This is a genomic window from Cellvibrio zantedeschiae, assembly GCF_014652535.1.
Classification (GTDB): domain Bacteria; phylum Pseudomonadota; class Gammaproteobacteria; order Pseudomonadales; family Cellvibrionaceae; genus Cellvibrio; species Cellvibrio zantedeschiae.
In genome coordinates this window covers 1,910,883-1,933,892 of sequence record NZ_BMYZ01000001.1, presented here as the reverse complement: position 1 = coordinate 1,933,892, position 23,010 = coordinate 1,910,883, and the positions used below count along the sequence as shown (strand labels likewise).

At 44.8% G+C, this 23,010-nt stretch carries 20 protein-coding genes and 1 tRNA gene; 16 read left to right on the top strand and 5 right to left on the bottom strand.

Going from position 1 to position 23,010, the window contains the following annotated elements; translation table 11 throughout:
- Positions 1–70 precede the first annotated feature (70 nt).
- From IE104_RS08580 to flgA, 4 genes are all read right to left on the bottom strand, one after another.
- A tRNA-Arg gene (locus IE104_RS08580) sits at positions 71–147 on the bottom strand.
- 151 nt (positions 148–298) lie between these two features.
- Positions 299–775 (bottom strand): flagella synthesis protein FlgN, encoded by a 477-nt coding sequence (locus IE104_RS08575; protein ID WP_189417524.1) that lies wholly within the window; start codon positions 773–775, stop codon positions 299–301.
- 123 nt (positions 776–898) lie between these two features.
- On the bottom strand, positions 899–1,213 hold the full coding sequence (flgM, locus tag IE104_RS08570) for a flagellar biosynthesis anti-sigma factor FlgM (RefSeq protein ID WP_189417523.1): 315 nt from the start codon (positions 1,211–1,213) through the stop codon (positions 899–901).
- A gap of 185 nt (positions 1,214–1,398) precedes the next feature.
- Positions 1,399–2,166 (bottom strand): flagellar basal body P-ring formation chaperone FlgA, encoded by a 768-nt coding sequence (gene flgA, locus IE104_RS08565; RefSeq protein ID WP_189417521.1) that lies wholly within the window; start codon positions 2,164–2,166, stop codon positions 1,399–1,401.
- A 247-nt stretch (positions 2,167–2,413) separates the two neighbouring features.
- Here flgA and IE104_RS08560 point away from each other — a divergent pair, with 247 nt between their 5' ends.
- Both IE104_RS08560 and IE104_RS08555 read left to right on the top strand, forming a co-directional pair.
- Positions 2,414–3,370, top strand: a complete 957-nt coding sequence (locus tag IE104_RS08560) for a chemotaxis protein CheV (RefSeq protein ID WP_189417519.1) — start codon at positions 2,414–2,416, stop codon at positions 3,368–3,370.
- A gap of 83 nt (positions 3,371–3,453) precedes the next feature.
- Positions 3,454–4,335 (top strand): CheR family methyltransferase, encoded by an 882-nt coding sequence (locus IE104_RS08555; protein ID WP_189417517.1) that lies wholly within the window; start codon positions 3,454–3,456, stop codon positions 4,333–4,335.
- 127 nt (positions 4,336–4,462) lie between these two features.
- Here IE104_RS08555 and gloA2 read toward each other — a convergent pair whose 3' ends face one another.
- On the bottom strand, positions 4,463–4,870 hold the full coding sequence (gene gloA2 / locus IE104_RS08550; protein WP_189417515.1) for an SMU1112c/YaeR family gloxylase I-like metalloprotein: 408 nt from the start codon (positions 4,868–4,870) through the stop codon (positions 4,463–4,465).
- Between the two features lie 381 nt (positions 4,871–5,251).
- Here gloA2 and flgB point away from each other — a divergent pair, with 381 nt between their 5' ends.
- The 14 genes from flgB to IE104_RS08480 all read left to right on the top strand — a co-directional run bounded on the left by flgB (position 5,252) and on the right by IE104_RS08480 (position 22,470).
- The gene (flgB, locus tag IE104_RS08545) at positions 5,252–5,653 is read left to right on the top strand and encodes a flagellar basal body rod protein FlgB (RefSeq protein ID WP_189417514.1); all 402 of its coding nucleotides are present in this window, start codon (positions 5,252–5,254) and stop codon (positions 5,651–5,653) included.
- A 47-nt stretch (positions 5,654–5,700) separates the two neighbouring features.
- Entirely contained in the window at positions 5,701–6,147 is a 447-nt protein-coding gene (flgC, locus tag IE104_RS08540; RefSeq protein ID WP_189417512.1) for a flagellar basal body rod protein FlgC, read from the top strand.
- A 69-nt stretch (positions 6,148–6,216) separates the two neighbouring features.
- The gene (locus IE104_RS08535; RefSeq protein ID WP_189417510.1) at positions 6,217–6,936 is read left to right on the top strand and encodes a flagellar hook assembly protein FlgD; all 720 of its coding nucleotides are present in this window, start codon (positions 6,217–6,219) and stop codon (positions 6,934–6,936) included.
- A gap of 119 nt (positions 6,937–7,055) precedes the next feature.
- Positions 7,056–9,506, top strand: coding sequence for a flagellar hook-basal body complex protein (locus tag IE104_RS08530; RefSeq protein WP_189417508.1), 2,451 nt, complete (start codon positions 7,056–7,058; stop codon positions 9,504–9,506).
- A 288-nt stretch (positions 9,507–9,794) separates the two neighbouring features.
- Positions 9,795–10,538, top strand: coding sequence for a flagellar basal-body rod protein FlgF (gene flgF, locus IE104_RS08525; protein ID WP_189417507.1), 744 nt, complete (start codon positions 9,795–9,797; stop codon positions 10,536–10,538).
- 39 nt (positions 10,539–10,577) lie between these two features.
- Positions 10,578–11,366 (top strand): flagellar basal-body rod protein FlgG, encoded by a 789-nt coding sequence (gene flgG, locus IE104_RS08520; RefSeq protein WP_189417505.1) that lies wholly within the window; start codon positions 10,578–10,580, stop codon positions 11,364–11,366.
- A gap of 22 nt (positions 11,367–11,388) precedes the next feature.
- Positions 11,389–12,084 carry a flagellar basal body L-ring protein FlgH gene (gene flgH / locus IE104_RS08515; RefSeq protein ID WP_189417504.1) on the top strand — a complete coding sequence of 232 codons (696 nt, stop codon included), beginning with the start codon at positions 11,389–11,391 and terminating at the stop codon, positions 12,082–12,084.
- Between the two features lie 41 nt (positions 12,085–12,125).
- Complete coding sequence (locus IE104_RS08510) at positions 12,126–13,253, top strand: flagellar basal body P-ring protein FlgI (RefSeq protein ID WP_229837729.1); 1,128 nt, start codon at positions 12,126–12,128, stop codon at positions 13,251–13,253.
- A complete protein-coding gene (flgJ, locus tag IE104_RS08505) occupies positions 13,254–14,282 on the top strand; it encodes a flagellar assembly peptidoglycan hydrolase FlgJ (protein WP_189417502.1) in 1,029 nt (342 codons plus the stop codon).
- The gene (gene flgK / locus IE104_RS08500; RefSeq protein WP_189417501.1) at positions 14,279–17,074 is read left to right on the top strand and encodes a flagellar hook-associated protein FlgK; all 2,796 of its coding nucleotides are present in this window, start codon (positions 14,279–14,281) and stop codon (positions 17,072–17,074) included. Before flgJ ends, flgK begins: the two co-directional genes overlap by 4 nt.
- Positions 17,075–17,114: 40 nt before the next feature.
- Positions 17,115–19,094: a flagellar hook-associated protein FlgL gene (flgL, locus tag IE104_RS08495; RefSeq protein ID WP_189417499.1), complete on the top strand. Its 1,980-nt coding sequence runs from the start codon at positions 17,115–17,117 to the stop codon at positions 19,092–19,094.
- A 70-nt stretch (positions 19,095–19,164) separates the two neighbouring features.
- Entirely contained in the window at positions 19,165–19,491 is a 327-nt protein-coding gene (locus IE104_RS08490; RefSeq protein ID WP_189417498.1) for a flagellar protein FliT, read from the top strand.
- Positions 19,492–19,713: 222 nt separating this feature from the next.
- Positions 19,714–22,044 (top strand): flagellin N-terminal helical domain-containing protein, encoded by a 2,331-nt coding sequence (locus IE104_RS19155; protein WP_189417496.1) that lies wholly within the window; start codon positions 19,714–19,716, stop codon positions 22,042–22,044.
- 57 nt (positions 22,045–22,101) lie between these two features.
- Positions 22,102–22,470, top strand: coding sequence for a flagellar protein FlaG (locus IE104_RS08480; protein WP_189417495.1), 369 nt, complete (start codon positions 22,102–22,104; stop codon positions 22,468–22,470).
- Positions 22,471–23,010: the final 540 nt, after the last annotated feature.

Below are 23,010 nucleotides of genomic sequence, written 5' to 3'. Positions count from 1 at the left end.
TGAATGTGAACCAAATTAGCTTAATAAAAAGCTTTATTTTTAGCCTCTAATCTATTGAATTATATAAGAATGGCGTCCCCGGCAGGATTCTAACCTGCGACCTTACGCTTAGGAGGCATACGCTCTATACAGCTGAGCTACGAGGACTTTTTGATGGGCATTAATAAGCTTTGTGTAAATACCAATAACTATGACGCGCCGGCATTGTAGGGATTTTTTAGGGATAAACCAAGGTTTGAATAAGCGCGGGGAAAGCGACTTTGCTATCCGCGAAAGATAGCAAAGTGTTGAAAGGATTTTAAGCTTTTGCAACCGTGTGGGTGCTGCTGTAATTGGTCGTCGAACCCTTTTGCGTATAGAGCGAAGGCGTAGCGACTTGGCCGCGAAGGAGATTAAGTAGGTGCGACAAAGTTTGCTTGGAGCGATTGATCATTTTGCCGTTAACTTCATTAGCTGCCTGGCATTCGGTGAATTCGATAGTTAATGCCTCCCACGCCGGAATCAGGCTGAGCGTTAGGGCATCGCGCTCCAGAAAAGCTTTCCAGCCAGCTAAATCGGTTGTTAGCCCGGCGTTACGCAAAATTTGTTCGCGCTGGCGTGCTGTATAAGAAAGGTTGCCAAGTAGCTGATCTTTTTGGCTGACAATTTCTTGCATGCCTTGCAGCTGGCGCTGTTCCAGAAATTCACGTTCCTGGGTAAGGAGTGCTTTCAATTGTTGGATGGCACTGGAGTCTTGGGCGAGCATATCGCGCAAAAATTGGGTATTGAGAGACATAGCAACCTCACTGGTTTAGCGAATCTGGCCATTGTTGGGGTAAGGGCCAGATACGTTTGTAAAGAGTTCGGGTAAATCAGCTGTCGATTAACCTGAGGCTCGGCTTTTTAACCTATCTATTTCTTAACCTAAAAGTTCATCCTGATTGAGCATATTTTCAGCAATGCGCTCAGGATTAATTTCAAAGCGACCTTCTGCGATGGCTTGCTTGATGGCGGCTACGCGATCAAGGTTTACATCGGGCAGGCTGCCGATTTTGGCTTGCAGGCGCACCAGGTTTTGCGCTTCTGAACTCAGCACTACATTGTCTTTAGTGCTTGGTTCAGGCGTCGCCACAGGCGCGCTCTGGGTTTTGGTGCTGGTAGTGGCCACGGGCGCCGAACTTCGGCTGCGGTTGGCACCGCCAGATGAATTGATGTTGTTTGTATCTATAACCATGATTTCGTTCCCCAACGATTGCTATGTGTTCAAAGAGACTGGTGATAATAGTTTCCTATTAATCAGAGTTCCCTTATGAGGGTTGTCGGCCAGTAGCTCTGGAACTTTAGCAACTTTTTTGGCTTTTTGACTATTTAACTTCATTGTCTTCGTTTATGCCGGCTTGGCATCAACAGTCTTGCGTATTACATAATGCTTTGAACTTTACCGGCCGCTACAACCCGGGCATTAATAACGCGTGCCGATTGGTTGTTCTTAACCCGTATTTGCTGACCAATGCGCCCATCGGAAACCGCGGTACCATTGGTTTTAACGCTTATTTCACCGGCTGCTGCTTCCATGCTCACTGTATCGCCACGTTTAATGACGAGTGGAGCATCAAGCGCAGAGTTTCTAAATACTTCACCTTTATTCACTGTGAACTTTATTTCTTTGCCCACGATAGCGTTTGGCACAAGGGAAAAGCCCATGCGAAATTCGCTCACATCTTTAACTTCAGTGGTTAAATCATCCTCAGTAACCACATCTCCGCGCTGTAGGGTGCGGCTGGCAACTGCCACCGAGCGGTAAACCTTTGCCTGTGCAGGGACTAAAATTGTCCAGGATGACGTGCCTTTACAGGCAACCTGTACATTGATGTTTCCACCGCTGTTGGTTGTATCTTTAAGGTTTAACGAAAGGCTTTGATCGCAGCGAGCCAAGCGTAAACGGTTGTCCAGATTGCCTACTTTTACTTCTACTTTAATTGCCTGGGTTTTGCTGTATTCGTCCGTCAAAAACCGGGCGACTTGCAACTCTATTTGCCCAATATTCTCAATAGGTGCCTGAGCATTGGCGCTTTGGCTAAAGCAAACCGCTAACGCACAAAACCAGGTAATCCTGTTAATGCCTTGTTTGATGGGCGTGAACGCAATATTCAAAAAGAAAATTCTATAAAAACTACGAAATCTCATAATTTGTCCTATCCTCATAAGGCGGATTGCTGCTTTTGAACAAATCTACAAGTTTCATCTGCAATCGACCTAAAGAGTGACGGCTTTCAGCCGAAAAAGCTTACTAACGATGATAAAAGCAAAGTCTATGCCGTTTTCCCTGACTATAAAAAAGACAGCATAAAGGCAGCATAAAAAATCCCCAGGCAAGTTGCTTCACCAAAGCGGCTTGAACGTAAAATTTGTTTGATAAGAAAGAGGTGGTGGCATGGCCGGTGTAATGGATAGCGTCAACCAACGTACACAACTGGTTGGACAAAATCGTCTGGAGCTATTGTTATTTCGACTGGGCAGCCAACAGCTCTATGGCATTAACGTGTTTAAAGTGAAGGAGGTTCTGCAGTGTCCTCCTTTAAATGCACTTCCTGGCCGCAACTCGGTGGTTCGCGGTGTTGCCCACATTCGCGGCGGCACCATTCCCATTATGGATATGAACCTTGCCATTGGCCGCCGTGAACTGCCGGATATTGATAACTGCTTTGTGATCATCACTGAATACAACCGTACTGCCCAGGGCTTTCTGGTGCGCTCCGTTGAGCGAATTGTGAACATGAACTGGGGAGATATTCATCCACCACCAAAAGGTGCGGGTAAAGAACATTATTTAACGGCTGTCACTCAAGTGGATGGTCAGTTGGTGGAAATTATCGATGTGGAAAAAATCCTCGCTGAAGTGTCTCCAATGAAGGAAGACGTATCAGAAGGTGTTATTGAAGATGGTATTGCCGATAAAGTGGTGCAAAAACATGTGCTTATCGTTGACGACTCAACCATTGCGCGCAAGCAAATTCAACGCGTAGTTGAGGGCATGGGCATTCGCACGACGATCAAAAAAGACGGTGCAGAGGCGCTCCAATATTTGAAAGATATTTTGGCATCGGGCAAAGATCCCTATGCTGAGTTGGTAATGATTATCTGCGACATCGAAATGCCGGAAATGGACGGTTATACCTTCACGGCTGAGGTTCGCAATAATCCAGATTTGAAGAAGCTTCATATTGTGCTCCACACATCCTTAAGCGGTGTGTTTAACGAAGCCATGGTGCGGAAAGTGGGTGCGGATGACTTCCTCGCGAAGTTCCATCCTGATGAACTGGCGCGCCGGGTTAATGATCGTGTATTAGCAATTACGGGTGAAAGCTTATTGCCGCCCGATGCAGAGTAACTTCTCTCCGCGGAGGAGTTAGCTATGCAGAGTAATTGGAGCCTTGGGCTCACTAACGCGATGTAGTACTGCTAAGAGCATTTATGATAAATAAAGATTCAAATGATGTGTTTGCCAAACTGGCAGCTCGCGATAATGTAGATCAGGCCGAGTTTGATCAGTTTCGCCAATTTTTAGAAGATGCTTGCGGCATTTCGCTCGGTGATAACAAGCAATATCTTGTTACCAACCGTATGCGTCGCTTAATGGATGACCATAAAATCGCTAACTTCGGCGATTTAGTGCGCAATTTACGTCAAGGCCTTAATCGCAAGCTAAAAGAGCAAGTGATTGATGCTATGACGACCAATGAAACCTTCTGGTTTCGCGATATATACCCTTACGACCATTTAAAAAATAATCTTCTTCCGCAGCTTATGGGGCCTAACAATAAAATGTTTGGTCCTATCCGCATTTGGTCTGCTGCGTGTTCTTCGGGGCAGGAGCCGTATTCCATCAGCATGATGGCCGAAGAATTCAAGCTTAAAAATATGGGAACCTTGCCACGCCAGGTACAAATTGTGGCGACAGATTTATCCACTACCGTTCTTGAGCAAGCCCGCGCTGGTGAGTACGACAAGCTTTCAGTAATGCGTGGTTTATCCAATGAGCGTCTGGATCGCTTTTTTGATAAAACACCCGAGGGTAATTGGAAAGTAAAACCAATCTTGCGCGACCGAATTGATTTTCGCCCCATCAATTTGATGGATTCTTACGCCGCCTTGGGTAAGTTCGACATAGTTTTTTGCCGTAACGTGTTGATTTACTTCAATGCCGATTTGAAACGACAAATCTTGCAAAAAATTCATGCTTCGTTAAAGCCACAAGGGATTTTGTATTTGGGGTCATCTGAAGGTTTGGCTGGCGCAGCGGATTTATTTGAGATGGTGCGTTGTGAGCCGGGGATTCTTTATAAGGCGATATGATTTTTCGAAAGCTTGATTAGTAGGGAGTCGTCATCCTCGCGCAGCGGGGATCCAGCTCTTAAAAACCTAAAGAGACATCAAAAACTGGATCCCCGCTGCGCGAGGATGACGACTCCTAGCAGAATACCTACCTTGCCATTTCATCAATCCCTACCTCATACACCTCTAAAGGCTGCCCATCCGGGTCTGCAAAAAATGTAAATTTCTTGCCCGTATATTCGTCAACTCGAATGGGTTCAACAACTACACCTTTCTGTTCCAAATCCTCTTTAATTTGCTCAACATCTGCAACCGCAAACGCCAAGTGGCGTAACCCGCAGGCCTCAGGACGGGAAGGGCGGCTGGGCGGATTGGGGAAGGAAAATAACTCCAGCTGGGTTCCATCAGCTAACGCTAAATCCAATTTATAAGACTGGCGTTCTGCGCGATAAGCCTCCGCAATGACTTTTAGCCCGAGGGTTTGGGTATAGAAATGTTTGGAGCGCTCGTAGTCAGAGCAAATAATGGCGACGTGGTGGACGGTCAGGAACGACATAGAATGATTCACTATAGTTAAAGAGTTTGGCTACTTTGCCATAAAGCGCTTGGCGATGCTTCTATTGCTGGATAGGTTTGGTCTTTAAGCAGTTTGGCAAAATCATTTTTAATTTTCTTACTTCCCGCAGTTTCCGTCGCAACTCACAGGTTCCACATGGATCATATTTTAACCGCCAGCTAAAGCGGAAAGGCCTTGCCGCTTTCTCTTTGCCGCTTGGGTTCTTGCCGTTTTTACCGAGATTTCAATTAACAAAAATTCAATAAAATCAATAACATAAAAATTTTATTCGCTTTGGCATAGGCGTTGCAATCTAACTTGTAACAAAGGTATATCGGCAAATGCCGGAAACCAGATTGCTTTTTTTAGAGAGTTGCTACCATGCCAATTTCATTTGATTCAGCCTTGGGAATTCACGAAAGCGCACTGCGCTTGCGCGGCCAACGTGCCGGCATATTGGCTAACAACCTGGCCAATATCGACACCCCTAACTACAAGGCGCGTGATCTGGATTTCAAGCAATTGCTCAGCCAACAAACGGCGGGCTCTAACAACTTTGCAGCGCAAATGACCAACGAGCGTCATATCTCTACAGATACTGTATTTGGTGAAGATGCCGATTTGTTATACCGCACACCGCAACAACCTTCTATTGATGGCAACACAGTAGAAGACCAAATTGAGCATGCGGAATACATGAAAAACAGTTTGGCGTTTCAAGCAAGCTTTCAATTTCTGAACAGTAAATTCCAGGGTTTAAAATCTGCTATACGTGGCGATTAATTTTACTAATTCACTGAAAACATTTTTTATTTAAAGCGAGAAACATCATGGCACTGGGAAATATTTTTGACATTGCTGGCACAGGTATGAACGCACAAAGTTTGCGTTTGAACACCACTGCAAGCAACCTGGCAAATGCGCAATCAGCTAGCTCAAGTGTTGATCAAGTTTATCGCAGCCGTCAGCCAGTGTTTGCCGCTATTCAAAAACAAGCCATGCAACAATCTTTAAATGCAGATAAAGCAGCAAATGAAGACGATGCAAATGCCGGTGTGCAAGTGCTAGGCATTGTTGAGAGTGATGCGCCGTTACAACGTCGCTACGAACCAACTCATCCAAAAGCAGATAAAGAAGGTTATGTGTATTACCCCAACGTTAATGTGGTAGAAGAAATGACCAATATGATTTCTGCATCTCGTTCGTTTCAAATGAACGTAGAAGTAATGAACTCAGCAAAACAAATGGTGCAGCGCGTTCTTACCCTGGGTCAGTAATACAAGTTAGTCAGTAGTACGCGTAAAGACAAGGTCAGCAACAGGTTAGTGAGATTAGGGTGAATTGAAATGAGTGACGTATCAAGTACTAAATCGCCTTCAGATGTTCTTGCTGGTTATGCCATTGATAAAAATTCAGCGGCTACGCCCAAGAAAAAAACCAATGATCTTGGTCAAGATGCATTTTTACAATTGATGATTACGCAAATGAAAAATCAGGATCCTTTGGCACCACAAAGTAACTCTGAATTTGTTGCGCAATTGGCGCAATTTAGTTCGGTACAAGGTTTGGAAAAACTGAACACCAGTTTTAATGGTTTTAGTAGCAGCTTCCAATCCAATCAGGCTTTGCAGGCTTCGTCTCTTGTTGGTCGCTCTGTTAGCGTTGAAGGTGCTAATAGTATTTTGTCTCCAGATGGAATTATTTCCGGCACCATCACAGTACCTGCATCAACCTCAGAAGTAAAAATGAATGTGTACGACTCTAAAGGTGTGCTCGCTGCGCAAATTCCAATTGGCTCCGCTGAGAAAGGCGATATGAATTTCCGTTTCGACGGTGAAAGTATGGAATTGAATGGCAAGCTTTTGGATTGGAGTGCGAAAACTCCATTAACACCTGGCGCTTATAGATTTGAAGTCTTGTCAACACAAGACGGAAAAAGTCAACAGTTGGCAACTAGCTTAAGTGCAAACGTCAATAGTGTAACGGTTGGAGCCGACGGAAAATTAGTATTAAACCTTGCTGGTTACGGCGCGATGGATATTAGCAAAGTGAAACAATTTAACTAATTATTGTTCTGGAATTTTGTTCGAAATTTGTTTGTCAGTTTTGTTATCAACAACGTAAAAATTTTTAATGACTAGCCGCTATCCATTAGCCACTAGCAACTCACATGTAGGAGCACGTCATGTCATTTAACACAGGTCTCAGCGGTATTCGCGCAGCCAACACCGATTTAAGTGTAACCGGCAATAACATTGCAAACGCGGGCACAATTGGTTTTAAAAGTTCGCGTGCGGAATTTGGTGACGTGTATACGAGTTCGCTTTTAGGCGGTGGTTCAAACACTGCTGGTAGCGGTGTAACTACTCTGACTTTGCGCCAAGCATTCGGCCAGGGCAACTTAAAGTTCACGCAAAATGCGATGGACTTGTCAGTAAACGGCGCAGGTTTTTTTGTATTGAATGGCAATGACGGCCAATTGTTTTCACGCGCTGGTGCATTCGGTTTGGATAAAGATGGCAACATCGTCAATAGCACTGGTGCAAGCCTGCAAGGTTTTGCTGCAGATGCTGATGGCAACGTGGGTGGTATTCTCACCAAATTAAAAGTAGACGTTAGCACTCAAGCACCGCGCCAAACTACGGGTGTGAACGCAGCTTATAACGTAGATGCCAACTCAAAAGTATTAAAGACAACCGGTAGCAGTTTTGTGAGCGATGGTTCTGCTATTGGTGTGGTAAAAAACAGTATTAAAGTTGCCACTACACAAACTTACACACTTACACCTGCATTGCCTTCTACCGCAGGTACATTGACAACGCCATTAAACTTTACCACCAACCCTACAGCATTTCGTTTAACCTTAACTCCACCAGCACCGGCATTGGCGACTACTGTTGATATTACTTTAAACAACGGCACCGCTACTAAATTGCAAGAAGTTGCGGATTTAATTAACAGCGCAAACTATACCGCAGCAACGCCAGCAAACTTTGTGGCTGTTGTTAATGGTGCAAATATTGAATTTAGGGAAGGTAGCAAAGGTGTTCCTTCAACAATTGCGGTAGGTGTGATTCCTCCTGCCGTTGCTATGGCAACACCCGCAAACGCCTTGAGTGCTGGTTTAGGTGGTATGGCTTTAACTACTACAGGCCAACCTGCTGTTACTAACGGTTATGCTGCACAAAATTTGGTAATTCAATCACCTAGCGGCGCTTTGGTTAATTTCACCAGTGCTGCCGGAGCATCTGCTTCTGAAATTGCCTCCAAATTAAATGATTTGGCTGGCATCAGTGCGACAGCGACAACTCATGCAAAAATTTTAAAAGAAGATACTGCAACCGTTGCAACAGAATTTGATAACACCAATGGAAATTTAATTCTAAACGGTGTGCGTTTAACTGCTCTCACCATGAGTGGCTTGGCGACTCAAATCAATTCATTAACATCAACAACTTTGCCTGGTATCACCGCCACGGTTAATGCGGCAGGTGATTTGGAAATTGAATCAAAAGTTGGTAGTGATTTAAATTTTTCTTTCAGCGATAAAGATGCATCAGGTGCTGCAGTTGCCGCCGGAACCGTAACTGTTATAGGTGCGGATGGCATAACACCATCTGTGTTGACCGGCACTGGTGTTACACCAAACGGTTTGACTAACGCGATTGTAGTGGGTGGCGATTTAAAAATTGTTATGGAATCTGGTTACGCTGTTAAAAGTTCTTCGCCTGTGGTGGGTAACTTGTTTGCACCTTTGACATCAAACAGTTTTACTCCGGTGTTGATTAACGCATTTGATCCTAACGATCCAAAATCATACAACCACGCAACATCATCAACTGTTTACGATAGTTTGGGTAATGCGCACGTAATGCGTTCTTACTTCGTAAAAGAAAAATACGACGCAAATGATGCGACCACTGTACCTAACCATTGGAAAATGTATGTACAGATTGATGGCCAAAACGTAGGTGATCCAAACCCAAGTTTGCCATCGCCAGACAATACTTTGCCGACTATGGCGTCTTACGATATTTACTATTCGGCTGACGGTACCTTAAACACGGCCTTGACCGACAGCATGTTGATTTCTAACTGGACGCCGCTCGGTGCAGATGGCAAGCCAGTAGGTGCCTTGGCTCCCTTGAACGTATTACAAGGTGGTACTACTCCTGTTGCCGAACCACCATCAAGCTCTAACTTTGTAATCGATCTGACTGGCTCTAGCCAATTCGGTAGCGCTTTCTCGGTAGAGAACCTCGACCAAAATGGTTACACCACCGGCCGTTTGGCAGGTTTGGATGTAGACAGCAAGGGTATCCTCTTTGCCCGCTTTACCAACGGTGAAGCGCAAACCCTGGGTCAGGTAGCTTTGGCTAACTTTAATAATATGGAGGGCTTGAAACCTGTGGGTAACTCCATGTGGGCACAGACCTTCGAAACGGGTGAGGCGATCATCGGTGCGCCGGGCTCTTCTTCGCTGGGGAACATCACTTCGGGCGCCTTGGAAGAATCTAATGTGGATTTGTCGGAAGAGTTGGTAAACCTGATTATTGCCCAGCGTAACTATCAGGCAAACGCCAAAACCATTGAAACCGCCAATGCGACTACCCAAACCATCATTAACCTCCGTTAATGATTTGAGTTAAACACCAAGCCTGATTCAGGCTTGGTGTCTCGCATCAGCCTATGTCTTCGGTCTAAGGTTAACCGGCAAACAGCGGAAGTTGTTTGCCGGTTGCCGCCGTTCGTTTTCCTCATTGCCGCTTTTAATGCCTCTCATAACTCATTGTTTTTAAATGAGTTATATTCTATTTGGCCGGTGTTGATCACTTGGCACCTCTCTTGCAAAACCCTGTTTAACCACAAATCTGCCAAAAAAATAGCGCTGGATTTGTAAACAGAAATTTGCGGAGAACGCATTGTGGACAGAGCCCTTTATATCGCCATGACCGGTGCCAAGAACAACATGGCAGCCCAGACGATTCGCGCCAACAACATGGCCAACCTCAATACCACCGGTTTTAAGGCTGATTTTGAGCAATCCCGCAGCATGGGTGTGTATTACGGGGATGGTCAGCCAACCCGCGCCTATGCACTTACAGAAAGCCCTCGTGCTGATTTTGAATTCGGTGCCATGCAAACCACGGGTAACCCCATGGACATTGCTATTAATGGCGAAGGCTTTATTGCCGTACAAGCGCCAGATGGCAGCGAAGCCTATACCCGCGCCGGCAATCTGGCGATTGATGCCACAGGTACTTTACGTACAGCCAATGGTTTGGCGGTGATTGGTAACTCTGGTCCTATCAGTTTGCCACCACTGGATAAGATCGAAGTGGGTTCTGACGGAACCATTTCAACTATTTCCCTTGGGCAAACTGCTGAAACCATGGTTGAAACCAACCGCATCAAGCTGGTGAAGCCCGAAGTTACCAATCTTGAAAAAGGCCCTGATGGCCTGTTCCGCCAGCGCGATGGTTTGACCGCTGCGCCTGATGCCTCCGTACGCGTTGCAAGTGGCGTACTTGAGGCCAGCAACGTGAATGCCATGAGCGAGTTCACCCAAATCATCAGCCTTGCGCGCCAATTTGATATGCAGTTGAAGTTAATGAAGACGGCAGAGGATAACTCGTCTGCTTCTGCGCAACTTTTGCAGATGTCCTAACCCATTTACGACTGAGTCAGTCTCACGAGGAATTCCATCATGATGTCATCACTGTACGTTAGTAAAACCGGGTTAGCTGCACAGGATAAACAGCTCACAACTATTTCTAACAACCTGGCGAATACCAGCACCGTAGGTTTCAAACGCGACCGCGCGGTATTTGAAGATTTGGTTTACCAAATTCAACGTCAACCTGGCGCGCAAGAAACGCAAGATTCGCAGCTGCCATCGGGTTTGCAATTGGGTACAGGTGCACGTGTTGTTGCAACCACTAAACAATTTACCCAGGGCAATTTGCAAGTGACTGAACAACCATTGGACGTTGCAATTAACGGCCGCGGTTTTCTGCAAGTATTGCAAGCAGACGGCACCATTGCTTACACCCGTAACGGTCAGTTGCAATTGAGCCAGGAAGGGCAGTTGGTTAACTCCGATGGTTTGGTTTTGGAACCAGCCATTACAGTTCCGCAAGGCGCTAACCGCATCACCATCGGCAAAGACGGCAGTGTGTTTGCATTGACTGAAGGCCAAGAAGCAACGCCACAACAATTAGGCAGCATCACTCTCACTGATTTCGTAAACCCTGCAGGCTTGCAAGCGATTGGTGGAAATTTATTTGTACAAACCGTTGCGAGCGGAACACCAACACAAGGTGCACCCGGTGAAAACGGAATGGGTATGTTATTGCAAGGCCAATTAGAAAGTTCGAACGTGGATATCGTGGAAGAAATGGTAAACATGATTACCACGCAACGCGCTTACGAAATGAATTCAAAAGTCGTTTCCACTGCCGATCAAATGTTGCAGAACATTGCTCAAAACCTTTAATTGAATCATCGAGTGTAATGCCATGAAATCTTCACGCTTAAATTCATCGCTCATAGTCACAGTTTGTGCGCTGGCTTTAGCAGGATGCATGTCCAACAACAAACCAAAACCTGGTGATCCTTATTACGCGCCTACTATTTCTTCTACGCAGGCAATGCCTCAGCGTACAGAAGGTTCGCTGTATCAGGACTCTTATGGCTTGAGTTTGTTTGGCGATAGAAAAGCACATTTCGTGGGCGACATTCTCACCATTACTTTGAACGAAAGTACGGCATCAAAAAAATCTGCCAATGTTTCAGTGAAAAAAGATAACACCCAAACATTTAACGGCGGTGCAGGTACTTTGTTGGGAACCAATCCAACACTGGGCAATATGAGCCTGGATACTAACATCGCACAAAACAGAAAGTTCGGTGGTAATTCCGGCGCAGACCAAAGCAACAGCTTGCAAGGCAATATCACTGTGACCGTTGCAGAGATTATGCCTAACGGAAATTTAATGGTGCGCGGTGAAAAGTGGATCACTTTAAATAGTGGTGATGAATTTATCCGCATCAGCGGCATTGTTCGCCCTGATGATGTTGCGCCAGACAACACAGTTGTATCCACTCGTTTAGCTAATGCAAAAATTTCTTACAGCGGCACTGGTTCATTAGCAGAGTCGCAAAACATGGGTTGGTTGGCGAAATTCTTTAATGGTCCGATTTGGCCGTTTTAATCTTGTTGTTTAGTCATCCCTTTATCGCAATAGAGTATTAAATGATGAAAGTCTTAACCTGCAAAAAAATTATCGTTAGTTTTTTAATAGGGACTCTATTGCTGCCATTTTCAGTTGTCGCATCTGCCGAGCGTATTAAAGATATCGCAAGCGTAGCGGGTGTGCGTCCTAACCAATTAATTGGTTATGGTTTGGTAGTCGGTTTGGATGGTACAGGTGATCAGGTAACCCAATCACCTTTTACCACTCAATCATTCAATTCCATGTTGAAGCAATTTGGCATCACCGTACCGGAAGGTGCACGTATGCAAATGAAAAACGTGGCAGCGGTAATGATTCAAGCCGAGTTACCTGCGTTTGCAAAACCTGGCCAGTCTTTGGATGTAACAGTGTCTTCCATTAGTAACGCAAAAAGTTTGCGCGGCGGTAGTTTGTTAGTTGCGCCTTTAAAAGGTTTGGATGGCAAAGTTTACGCAGTTGCACAAGGTAACCTCGTAGTGGGTGGCTTTGGTGCGCAAGGCGCCGATGGTTCAAGTATTAAAGTAAATATTCCCAGTGCAGGCCGAATTCCCGGTGGTGCTTTGGTTGAGCGTGCGGTTGAAACCAATTTTGCCGGCGGCCAGCCCATAGTGTTCAATTTGAACCGCGCAGATTTTACTACCGCTAATCAATTGGCAAAAAGTATTAACGGTTTATTGGGGCCAGACGTTGCGCGCCCATTAGATTCAGTTTCTGTGATGGTTGATTCACCACAAAATCCAGCACAGCGTGTGGATTTTATTGCTATGTTGGAAAACCTTGAAGTCACCTTAGGTGAAGAAGCTGCAAAAGTAATTATAAATTCGCGCACAGGAACCATCGTTGTTGGAAAAAATGTTCGCGTGTCACCTGTTGCTGTTACCCACGGTAGTCTCACTGTGACTGTTGCAGAAAGTCTAACAGTGAGCCAACCCAATCCATTAGGCGAAGGCCAAACTGTGGTTGTTCCTAGCAGTAAAGTGACCGCGTCAGAAAAAACCAATCCCATGTTCAAGTTTGCGCCTGGTGCATCACTGGATGACATAGTGCGCTCTGTCAATAATGTGGGTGCATCTCCCAGTGATTTAATGGCGATATTGGAAGCCTTAAAACAATCTGGTGCGCTCAAAGCTGAATTGGTGGTGATCTAAATGACAACAATAGATAACAATTCATTGACGGCTGCACTTGCAGGTTCTGCAGCGGCAGGAAAAACATCGGCCGTAAAGGACAATTACTTCGATCAGAATTCATTGAATTCCGTGAAGTTGATGGGGCATCGCAATGACCCGGCGGCGCTGAAAGAAATTTCCAAAAAATTTGAAGCCATGTTTGTTCAGCAAATGCTGAAATCCATGCGCGATGCTAACGCCGTCTTTGCAGACGGCGATATGTTTTCTAGCGAAGAAGTAAAATTCCATCAAGATATGATGGATCAGCAAATGGTCTTAAACCTGACCAGCGGTGAAGGCATTGGTTTGGCAAAATCTATGTTTGCCCAAATGCAAAAGCTCTATAACAAACCTGTTGACCTGAATGTTAAATCTGAGCCGGTGAATACGCTGGAAAGATCACTAAAAACAACGTTTGCTCCTGTGGTTCGGACAAAGCCTGTAGCAGCCGTTAGTGAATTGCGTGCGGGTAATAAATCTGCCGTGGCACAAACGCCTGAAGAATTTGTAGAGCGTGTAAAACCTTACGCGGAAAAAGCAGCGGCTGAATTAAATGTGGGCACTGATGTGTTACTCGCACAAGCTGCATTGGAAACTGGTTGGGGTAAGCACTTAATTCACGATACTGACGGCAATAACTCTTTTAATATTTTTAATATTAAAGCTACCGGTTGGCAGGGCAAAAGCGTGACTGTTAATACGCTGGAAAATAAACAGGGAATTGCCCAACAAGAACGCGCAGCATTCCGCCAATACGATGATTACGAGCAAAGCTTTGCCGATTATGTAGCCTTGATTAAAAACAATCCACGTTATAAAGAAGCTTTGTCTGCAGGTGCGGATTCTGAAAGTTATGCAGAAGCTCTGCAAAAAGCAGGTTATGCAACCGACCCGGATTATGCCGACAAAATTAAACGCTTGTTGAATAATGATTCAATCCGTTCTGCAACAGACAATTCTGATGCTGCGATCAATGTCATAGCTGATGCGACAGGAGTGCAATCATGAGTGGACTCCTCTCCAATGCAATTTCCGGTTTGCAAGCCAGCCAGATTGCATTGCGCACGGCTGGTAACAATATTTCCAATGCAAACACTGTTGGTTACAACCGTCAGGAAGTTAATTTTTCAACTCGTCCTGAGCAGCAATTCGGTAGCGCCGGATTTTTAGGGGCGGGGGTTAATACTGAATCTGTAAAACGCGTTGTTAACGAATTTTTAAACACGCAAATCCGTTTAGATGCAACTAATTTTAATCAGCTGGATAAATACAACCAAAACATTGGCAAGGTTGATAAATTATTTTCTGATTCCAGCACAGGTTTAATTGGCAGCTTGCAAAGTTTTTTTGCATCCTTACAGAATGGCGCGAGTGATCCATCGTCTTCGCCTGCGCGCCAATTGATTATTACCCAATCAGAAAGCCTGACCTTACGTTACAACACCCTGTACGACCGTTTGGAAGAAACGGCAAAAGGCGTGGACGGCGAAATCAGTACCGTCATGGGGCAAATAACCAGCCTGGCAAAATCTGTTGCTAATTTGAATCAATCCATCGCTGAAAAAAATGCCTCAGGTTCAGGTGGTCAACCGAATGATTTACTGGATCAACGCGATGAAGCTTTAAGAAAACTTTCTGAGCTGGCCTCTGTGCAACTGGTTCAACAAGATGGCGGTGATGTCAATGTGTTTATTGGCAACGGTGAACCTTTGGTTGTTGGCCCTAATGTAAGTAGCTTTAGCGTTCGCAACGGCGGAAAAATTTACCTCAACACCAATACAGTATCGTCAGATATTAGTGATTCAGTGACTGGCGGGCAGTTGGGTGGTTTGCTCAAATTCAAAAAAGATGTACTGCAACCTTCGCTCAATGAATTGGGCCGTATTGCCATTGTAATGAGCGATACCTTTAATAAAGTGCAAACTCAGGGGTTGGATGCAAACGGTAATTATGGACAAGCCATGTTTACCGATATCAATGAAAAAAATATTACCTACACCCGTATTGCACACGGAAACAATGCGCAGCCAGATGATCGCGTATTGTCTTTAACGATTGAAGACTCCAGCGCGATTTCTATTGAAGATTATAAATTTGATATAGCTGCGGGAACCAACAATTACAGCATTAAACGTGTGTCGGATAACTCTGTTGTCAGCCAGGGTATTTTGTCAGGTGGTTTTCCGCAAGATATTAAATTTGACGGTTTAAAATTAACCCTTGAAAGCGGTTCTTTCCAGGGCGGCGATACATTTACCTTGCAGCCCACTCGCAACGGTGCGCGCGACATTCATTCATTGTTGAAATCACCTGATCAATTAGCTTTTGCTTCACCAATCCGCACTGGAAAATCTGGCGCGAATACTGGCAATGGTGCGGTGAGTGCAGGTGAGGTCTTGAGCCTTTACGATGCAAACAACAAATTGCTACCTGCTTATTCTAATTCCGGGAAATTATCACCACCGGTAATTGTGCGTTTTACTTCAGAGACTACTTATGAAGTTTTGGATAACACTGATCCTGCTCATCCAAAACCTTTAGTGCCTGCAATGAGCGAGCAAACTTTTTATCCTAATCGTGAAAATTCTATTTTCACAACGGATAAAGGTGAGACCCGTATTATCGGCAGTGGCGCTCGTCTAGGTTTACCTACCGGACGTTTGCCAGTGACATTAAATACCGCTTTAGCTGCGCAAGCGAACGGTTACCCCGCTGAGCAATATACTTTTTCAATGCAAGATAAAACCACTGGCTTGGTAAATACCCAGGTTATGGTCACAGGAAATAATGCCTCTGCAGCGCAAACTGCAGCGTCATTAAATAGCATTAAAGGCGTAAGTGCCCATGCTTACACAACGGCAACGATTACAGATGTAAATATTGATCCGCTTGGATTTGCTTCGCCTTTGCAATTGAGCCTGAATGGTGAAAATTTACTTCGTTACAATGGACCTAATTTGGATACTAGTGTTCCTGATCCAAATTACACAACGCCTACAGATCCTTATGCGGGCGAAACTAATTTCAATAATTATGTGCGGGATCAAATCAATTCCAACGCAAATTTAAAAGCGCTTGGCATTCGTGCAGAGAGCGGTAGTAATCCAATAACGGGTAGACCTGAATTGCGTTTGGTTGCGTCATCCGGTGTGAATCTGGATGTGCGTTTCACTGCTGCAGATACCTCCATCAACAATATCAGTGTGAACGATGGAACTGGTAATCCTAATGTTCGTTTGTCCGGTGTGGATGCAACTGCAACAGCAGCCGTAGAACAAAGCGCAATTACCATTGGTGGAAAAATTGATATTACGCTGGCAGATGGTGTGACCTTGTCAACATCACCCAGTACAAGCCAGCTTTTGGGCGATTCAACTTTGCCCGGTTTTGCGCAATCTTCTTATTTGGGTTACCAGGTAAAAATTTCCGGTCAACCTAAAGCAGGCGATGTATTCACAATTGATTTCAACAAAGATTCAAAAAACGATAACCGTAATGCTTTGGCAATGACGGCGCTGGAAACTAACTCAACCATGGATAATAAGTCCATGAGTTTTAGTCAAGGGTACGGGCGTTTGGTTGAAGAAGTTGGAACAAAAAGTAATTTGTCAAAAATTAATACTGAGGCAAGCAGAAGCTTGCTTGAGCAAACCAAAACCATGCGCGATGGAATATCCAGCGTGAATATGGATGAAGAAGCAGCGAACCTGATTCAGTTTCAACAACTTTACACCGCCAATGCGCGTGTAATTACGGTTGCGAAAGATTTGTTTGATGCGCTCTTGAGGTCAATGGGTTAATAGGCATTCGTGTTACATGAATGCGTAGTGGAGAAATATTATGCGTGTATCTACCTCACAAATTTACAACATCGCTAACATTGGTATGCGTGATGCGCAGGTTGCTGTTGATAAAACCAACCAACAAATATCAAGTGGCAAACGCGTGTTGTCTCCTGCTGATGACCCTGTGGCAGCTACCGCTATTCTGATGTTGAATCAGGAATTGGCACGCACTACACAATTCACCAAAAATATTGATACTGCTGATAACAATCTGAGCCTGGAAGATACAACGCTGCAATCAGTTATATCACTGGTACAACGTTTAAAAGAGCTGGCTGTAAGTTCAGGTAACACGGCGGTATTAACACCATCTGACTACAAAGCCATTGCCGCTGAAGTTGATAGCCGTATGGGCGAGCTGATGAATTTGCAAAATACTCGCAACGCATCAGGCCAATATATTTTTGCTGGTTTTCAAAGCCAAACCCAGCCCTTCGTTAATAACGGCGGCGGTAATTATTCATATCAGGGTGATGAAGGTCAATTAAGTGTGCAGGCATCTACTACTGTGACAGTTGCAGTGAGTGATTCCGGCAAAAAAGTATTTATGGATATTCCTGCGAGCCACAATACGTTTAACACTAAAGCCAGCCCAACTAATCAGGCATCGCCAGCGGCGATCATCAGTGTGGGCGAAGTTTACGACCAGATCGCATTTGATAAATTGTATCCTGAAGACATGTTGGTCACGTTTAATGCGAATGCGTCAGTAATACCTCCATCACCTAATTACACGATTACCGAGCGTTCAACTGGCAAAGTGCTTGTTGATAAGCAGGTTTTTGTTTCCGGTCAGGACATTAAAATTAATGGCGCAAAATTTTCAATTTCGGGCACACCTTTTTCTGGTGTGGCTGCAGTGCCTTCAACTATCTCTTTGAGTTCGGCTGCGTTTACGGGCGCGATTGCTGCGGATAAAGATTATTCCGTAACGCCCGGCAGTTTTGAAATTACGGTTGGCGGTATAACTGAAACTTTGGTGTTGGATCAAAATTTCGCAACGAATAATGGTGCTAATGCTCTTAACGATTTTATTACCGGTTTGGGTGGCGCAACCGATAAATCTTTTTACAGCACTTTGCCGTTCAATACGTCAACCGCTGCGGCTAATTATAAGAAGCTGCAAAATCTGGGTATTACTTTGTCAGATACGGGCGTGTTTACTTCGGCTACGGGTTTGAATATTACGATTAAAAATTCTTCTGCTGCAGCCATCAGCACTATTACTGGTGTAGCTACGCAGGGCGCAGGCACCACAACAGCAAATATTCCAATTACATACCCTGGCGCTTCAACATTTAATTTCGCGGCAACACCAGAAACTGTTGATATTACCGTTAACGGAAAAACCGCAACCTTAACCTTGAACACTAACGTAACTGATGCCATTAGTTTGGCCGCAGCATTAAATAATGGAACCAATGCCGTTGAGTTGGCAAAGTTGGGTGTGATTGCAACAGCACAAGGCCTGTCATCACTAAGTAATTCTGTTATTTCTTTAACGAATGCTGGGGCGAATGTATTAGCGGCGATGGGTGTAAGCGGTAGCCCGGTTAAATCTTCTTTAGGTGTGTTGGCAACGCCTGGTGATAAATTTGTTATCGAATCAACGGGCAAGCAAGGTTTGTTGACTACAGTGTCACGCTTTAGTGAAGCCATGAAGGGCATTGATAACACCCAACAAAGTAAAGATGACTTTGCAAAAATCGTTGCCAAAACTCTGGCGAGTTTAGAAAACGTATTAACTAATATCTCAGCTGTGCAGGGCGATGTGGGTGCGCGTCAAAATATGTTGGAAAGCACCAAGAATTTGAATTCCGATATTGAGCTGAACAGCCAGGAAGTGTTGTCTCAGTTGGAAGATTTGGACTATGCAGAGGCTTCCACCCGTTTGCAAATGCAAACCTTCGTGTTAAGCGCGGCGCAACAAAGCTTTATCAAGATTAGTGAATTAAGTTTATTTAAATATATGTAATTTATAAAAAGGCTGTTGAGTTTTTCGCGGCAGCGCCCCATTCTTAATTAACCCTTTTTAGGTGACCGCTATGGAAAACCATGAATTATTGAAGCCTCTCTATGAAGTATTGGAGCGTGTTAGGGATTTGGTAAAGCTGGCGCAAGCTGAAGAGTGGGAAGCCATGGATGTTGCAGCAAACAAATACCAGCAACACGTTACTTTTCTGGATGACAATCGTTACATCCAGGCACTTCAGGATGCTCATTTAGTGGACTCAGCCAAATCTATCATCGTTCAAATCCAGGGATTGAATGACGATCTTGATACGCATACCTCTTTGCAGCGTGAAAAAATCGCGTCAGAGTTACGTCAGCTGAATCAGTCCAACAAAGCTATGGAGGCATACGGTCGATAATTTGACGGAAGTTGTGCAAAACCCTATCTCTTATAACTCTATGCAATACAATTTGCTGATTCTCGCGATAAATGTTTTAAGTTTTTTATAAAAATCCCCTAAAGCAAGTGAAAAGTCGGGCGATAACCTTTTCAGAAGCGCTGATGCGTCTGTTGTTCAGGCTTCAACAAACCGACTAACTCAGCTCAGCGCTGCAGTAAAAATCACTTTAGGGGATTTATCATGGCCTTAATTATCAACACTAATACCGCCTCACTTAACGCTCAGCGTCAATTAATGAGTTCCGGTTCGTCGCAAGATCTATCCACCCAACGCTTGTCATCTGGTCAACGTATTAACTCTGCAAAAGATGACGCTGCGGGCTTGGCGATTTCAAACAAAATGTCTTCTCAAATCCGCGGTCTCGACCAAGCGGTTCGTAACGCAAACGACGGTGTGTCTCTGATTCAAACCGCTGAAGGTGCGTTAGCTGAGTCAACCAACATTCTTCAACGTATGCGTGAACTAGCGGTACAGTCTTCGAACGGTATCTACAGTAACGCTGACCGTGCACAGTTGAACGCTGAAAGTAAACAACTTGTATCGGAATTGGATCGTATCTCTAAATCAACTTCTTTCAACGGCCAAAACCTGTTGGACGGTAAGTTGGGCGATATCAAACTGCAAGTAGGTGCACAAGCTAACCAAACGATTAGCTTCAAAATTGCTGCTACCGATGCAAAATCTTTGGGCCTGGGTTCAGTTGCTGCTGACGTATTGGGTACCAACCTTGACCAAGCCATCACTTCTACCAAGTTCAACGATGGTGATGTACTGATCAATGGCCAGAACATTGGTTCTTTCGACGGTACTGCTAGTGGTGCAAGCTTGTCCAAATTCTTGACCGCTGTTAACAGCAAATTGTCTGGTGTAACTATCGGTGCTGTAAACACTGTAACTGCAACTTCTGCTGGTGACGGTAAAACTACCGCTGCTGCTACCCTGACAATTGGTCTTGGTAATGCTGACGGTACCACTAGCCAATACGTAATTAAAAACACCAACAGTATGGATGAAATGGTTGCGGCCATTAACAATCAGGCTAACGGTACTATAGTAGCGTCTAAAACTGCTGACGGTTATTTGTCTATCCTGAGCAACACTGGCGCAAGCATCACACTGACTCAAACTACTGGCGCTCTGGGTTCAGGTATTACTTCCGGTTCTACCGTACAAGCGCAATTGACTGTTGCAAGTGCTGACGGCTCAGCGGTGCGTGTAACCACTGGCAACAACGCTGCTGCTGGTTTGTTGGCTCACTTAGGCTTGCAAGAAACTCGTGCTAACGGTACTACTGTTGGCTTCGGTTTGACTCAATCTGCTAATGCCAACGTTGCACTTGCTTACGGCGACTTGAAAATTAACGGCGTAACAATCAGCGATACTGGCACCAACACCTTGCAAGGTAAGGTAAACAACATCAACGCTGTTAAAGACCAAACTGGTGTAACTGCTGCGTTGAAAGCTGAAATTGCTGGCACTTCAGATTTGACTCGTACTCGCGTAGACCTGACTTCAACCTTGAGTGGTACTACAACTGCAGCTGCTGACTTGCTCATCAATGGTGTAACCATAACAGTGACTGCAGGCAGTACTAAAGTTGAATTGGCTGCGGCAATCAATGCTTCTGATAGCTTGACTGGTGTTACCGCTTACTTTGATGCGGACCAAAACCTGCACTTGTATAGTGAAACTAACGTAAGCATGTCTGATACCGGTGGTACTGAGTTGGATAACGTGTTACCTGCAGCCTTTGCGGGTACTACAGCAGTTCCTGTTACTACAGTAGCAGCTGCCTTTGCTGCAACAGGTTCAACTGCAGGCTCATTGAACATCAACAACGTAAACATTGAGTTGGCTGGTTCTTTGTCAACAACCTTGAGTGGTGTGGCAGATCAAATTAACGCTCAACAAGCAACTACTGGTGTGTTTGCTAGCATCAATGAGAACGGCCAGTTGCAACTGAACTCCAGCGCTGCATTCTCTGTTAAGGCAGGTACAAGCAACGGTGCGAAAACTCTCAGCATCCTTGGTCTTGCTGGTTCTGATAAAGATCCAACCAATACTGAGACTGTTAACCCAAGAATTGAGTTAACATCCACTAAAGGTACTCCAATCAGCATCGATACCAACGCTAACGGTAAGCTGGCAACAGGCTTCATCGACCAAAACATCTCTGCCTCTGGCGGTGGTTTCGGGGCCTCAATTGCAAGTGTAAGTATCGATACCCAAGTGAATGCACAAGCGGCGATTACCGTAATCGACAACGCGTTGAACACCATCAACGATACTCGTGCAAACCTCGGTGCGATCAACAACCGTTTGGACTTTACTGTATCTAACTTGTCCAGTATCTCTGAGAAGACCACAGCAGCTCGTTCACGTATCGTGGATGCTGACTTCGCGGCAGAGACTGCAAACTTGAGCCGTGCTACAGTGTTGCAACAAGCAGCTACCGCGATGTTGGCGCAAGCTAACCAACGTCCACAAAACGTGTTGTCTCTCTTGAGATAAGTTGGCTAACCTCACCAGGGGGTAACCTCTGGTGAATCTTTCCACGAGGGCTAGATTATGAACGAGATCCCTAAAGCCGCAGGACCCGTAACACCGATTAGAGCAGTATCGGTTCAAGCGGTAACTAGCGGTGTGAAAAGCCCTGAAAGTGCAGAAGCACATCAGGTGGTAAAAGCCCAACATGCTGACCTCAAGGAGATGCAAGAACACGTTGAAGCTGCAGTTGCCCAGATGAATGAATATATTCAATCTACCCAACGCGACTTGCATTTCAGTTACGACAAAGCATCGGGTGAAACAGTTGTTAAAGTGCTAGACCGTTCTACCCAGGAAGTTATTCGTCAGATTCCCGATGAAACCTTCCTGAAACTTGCCCACAGCAAGGATTCTGATGGCAACTTTCAATTGTTTAGCGCGCAAGCGTAAATTTCTTAAGAGTAAGTAGTAAAAAAAGGCAGCTTAGGCTGCCTTTTTTATTTTGCCTGTCGCAGAACATTTCATTTTGACATGCAATCCGGGTGAGGCTTTGCCGCTAACGCGGAAAAAGGGCGTGCAATTGCCTTTATCCTTCTCAGTATCCCTCATTCCTTTTCCAAATTGCCGCTATTAAACCTTTTGCAAGCGGCAATCCATTGCCGTTAACCCATAAAGCGGCAAAATTCCAACGGCTGTTTACCCGCTTAATTTCCGCTTATTTAGCAGCCATTTTTACCTTCTCGCACAACTTTTTTTCGCTTTGCTTTTGCAAAATATAGCTGCAACTTTTGTCACAAAACTCTTAAAAAACTTTTATATCCTGCTAGTTAAGGTCCGCACTTAAAGTGATTTCTTTTTGCTTGTTAAGAGGGGTATGCAAATCGTTGTATTTAAAGAATATTTTTATGTTTTTGCGTTGCTTGATGAAGTGGGTTTCAGCGATGGCCCGTCCTGGAGTTTCGTTAACCAACAGAAAATTTTGGATGAAAA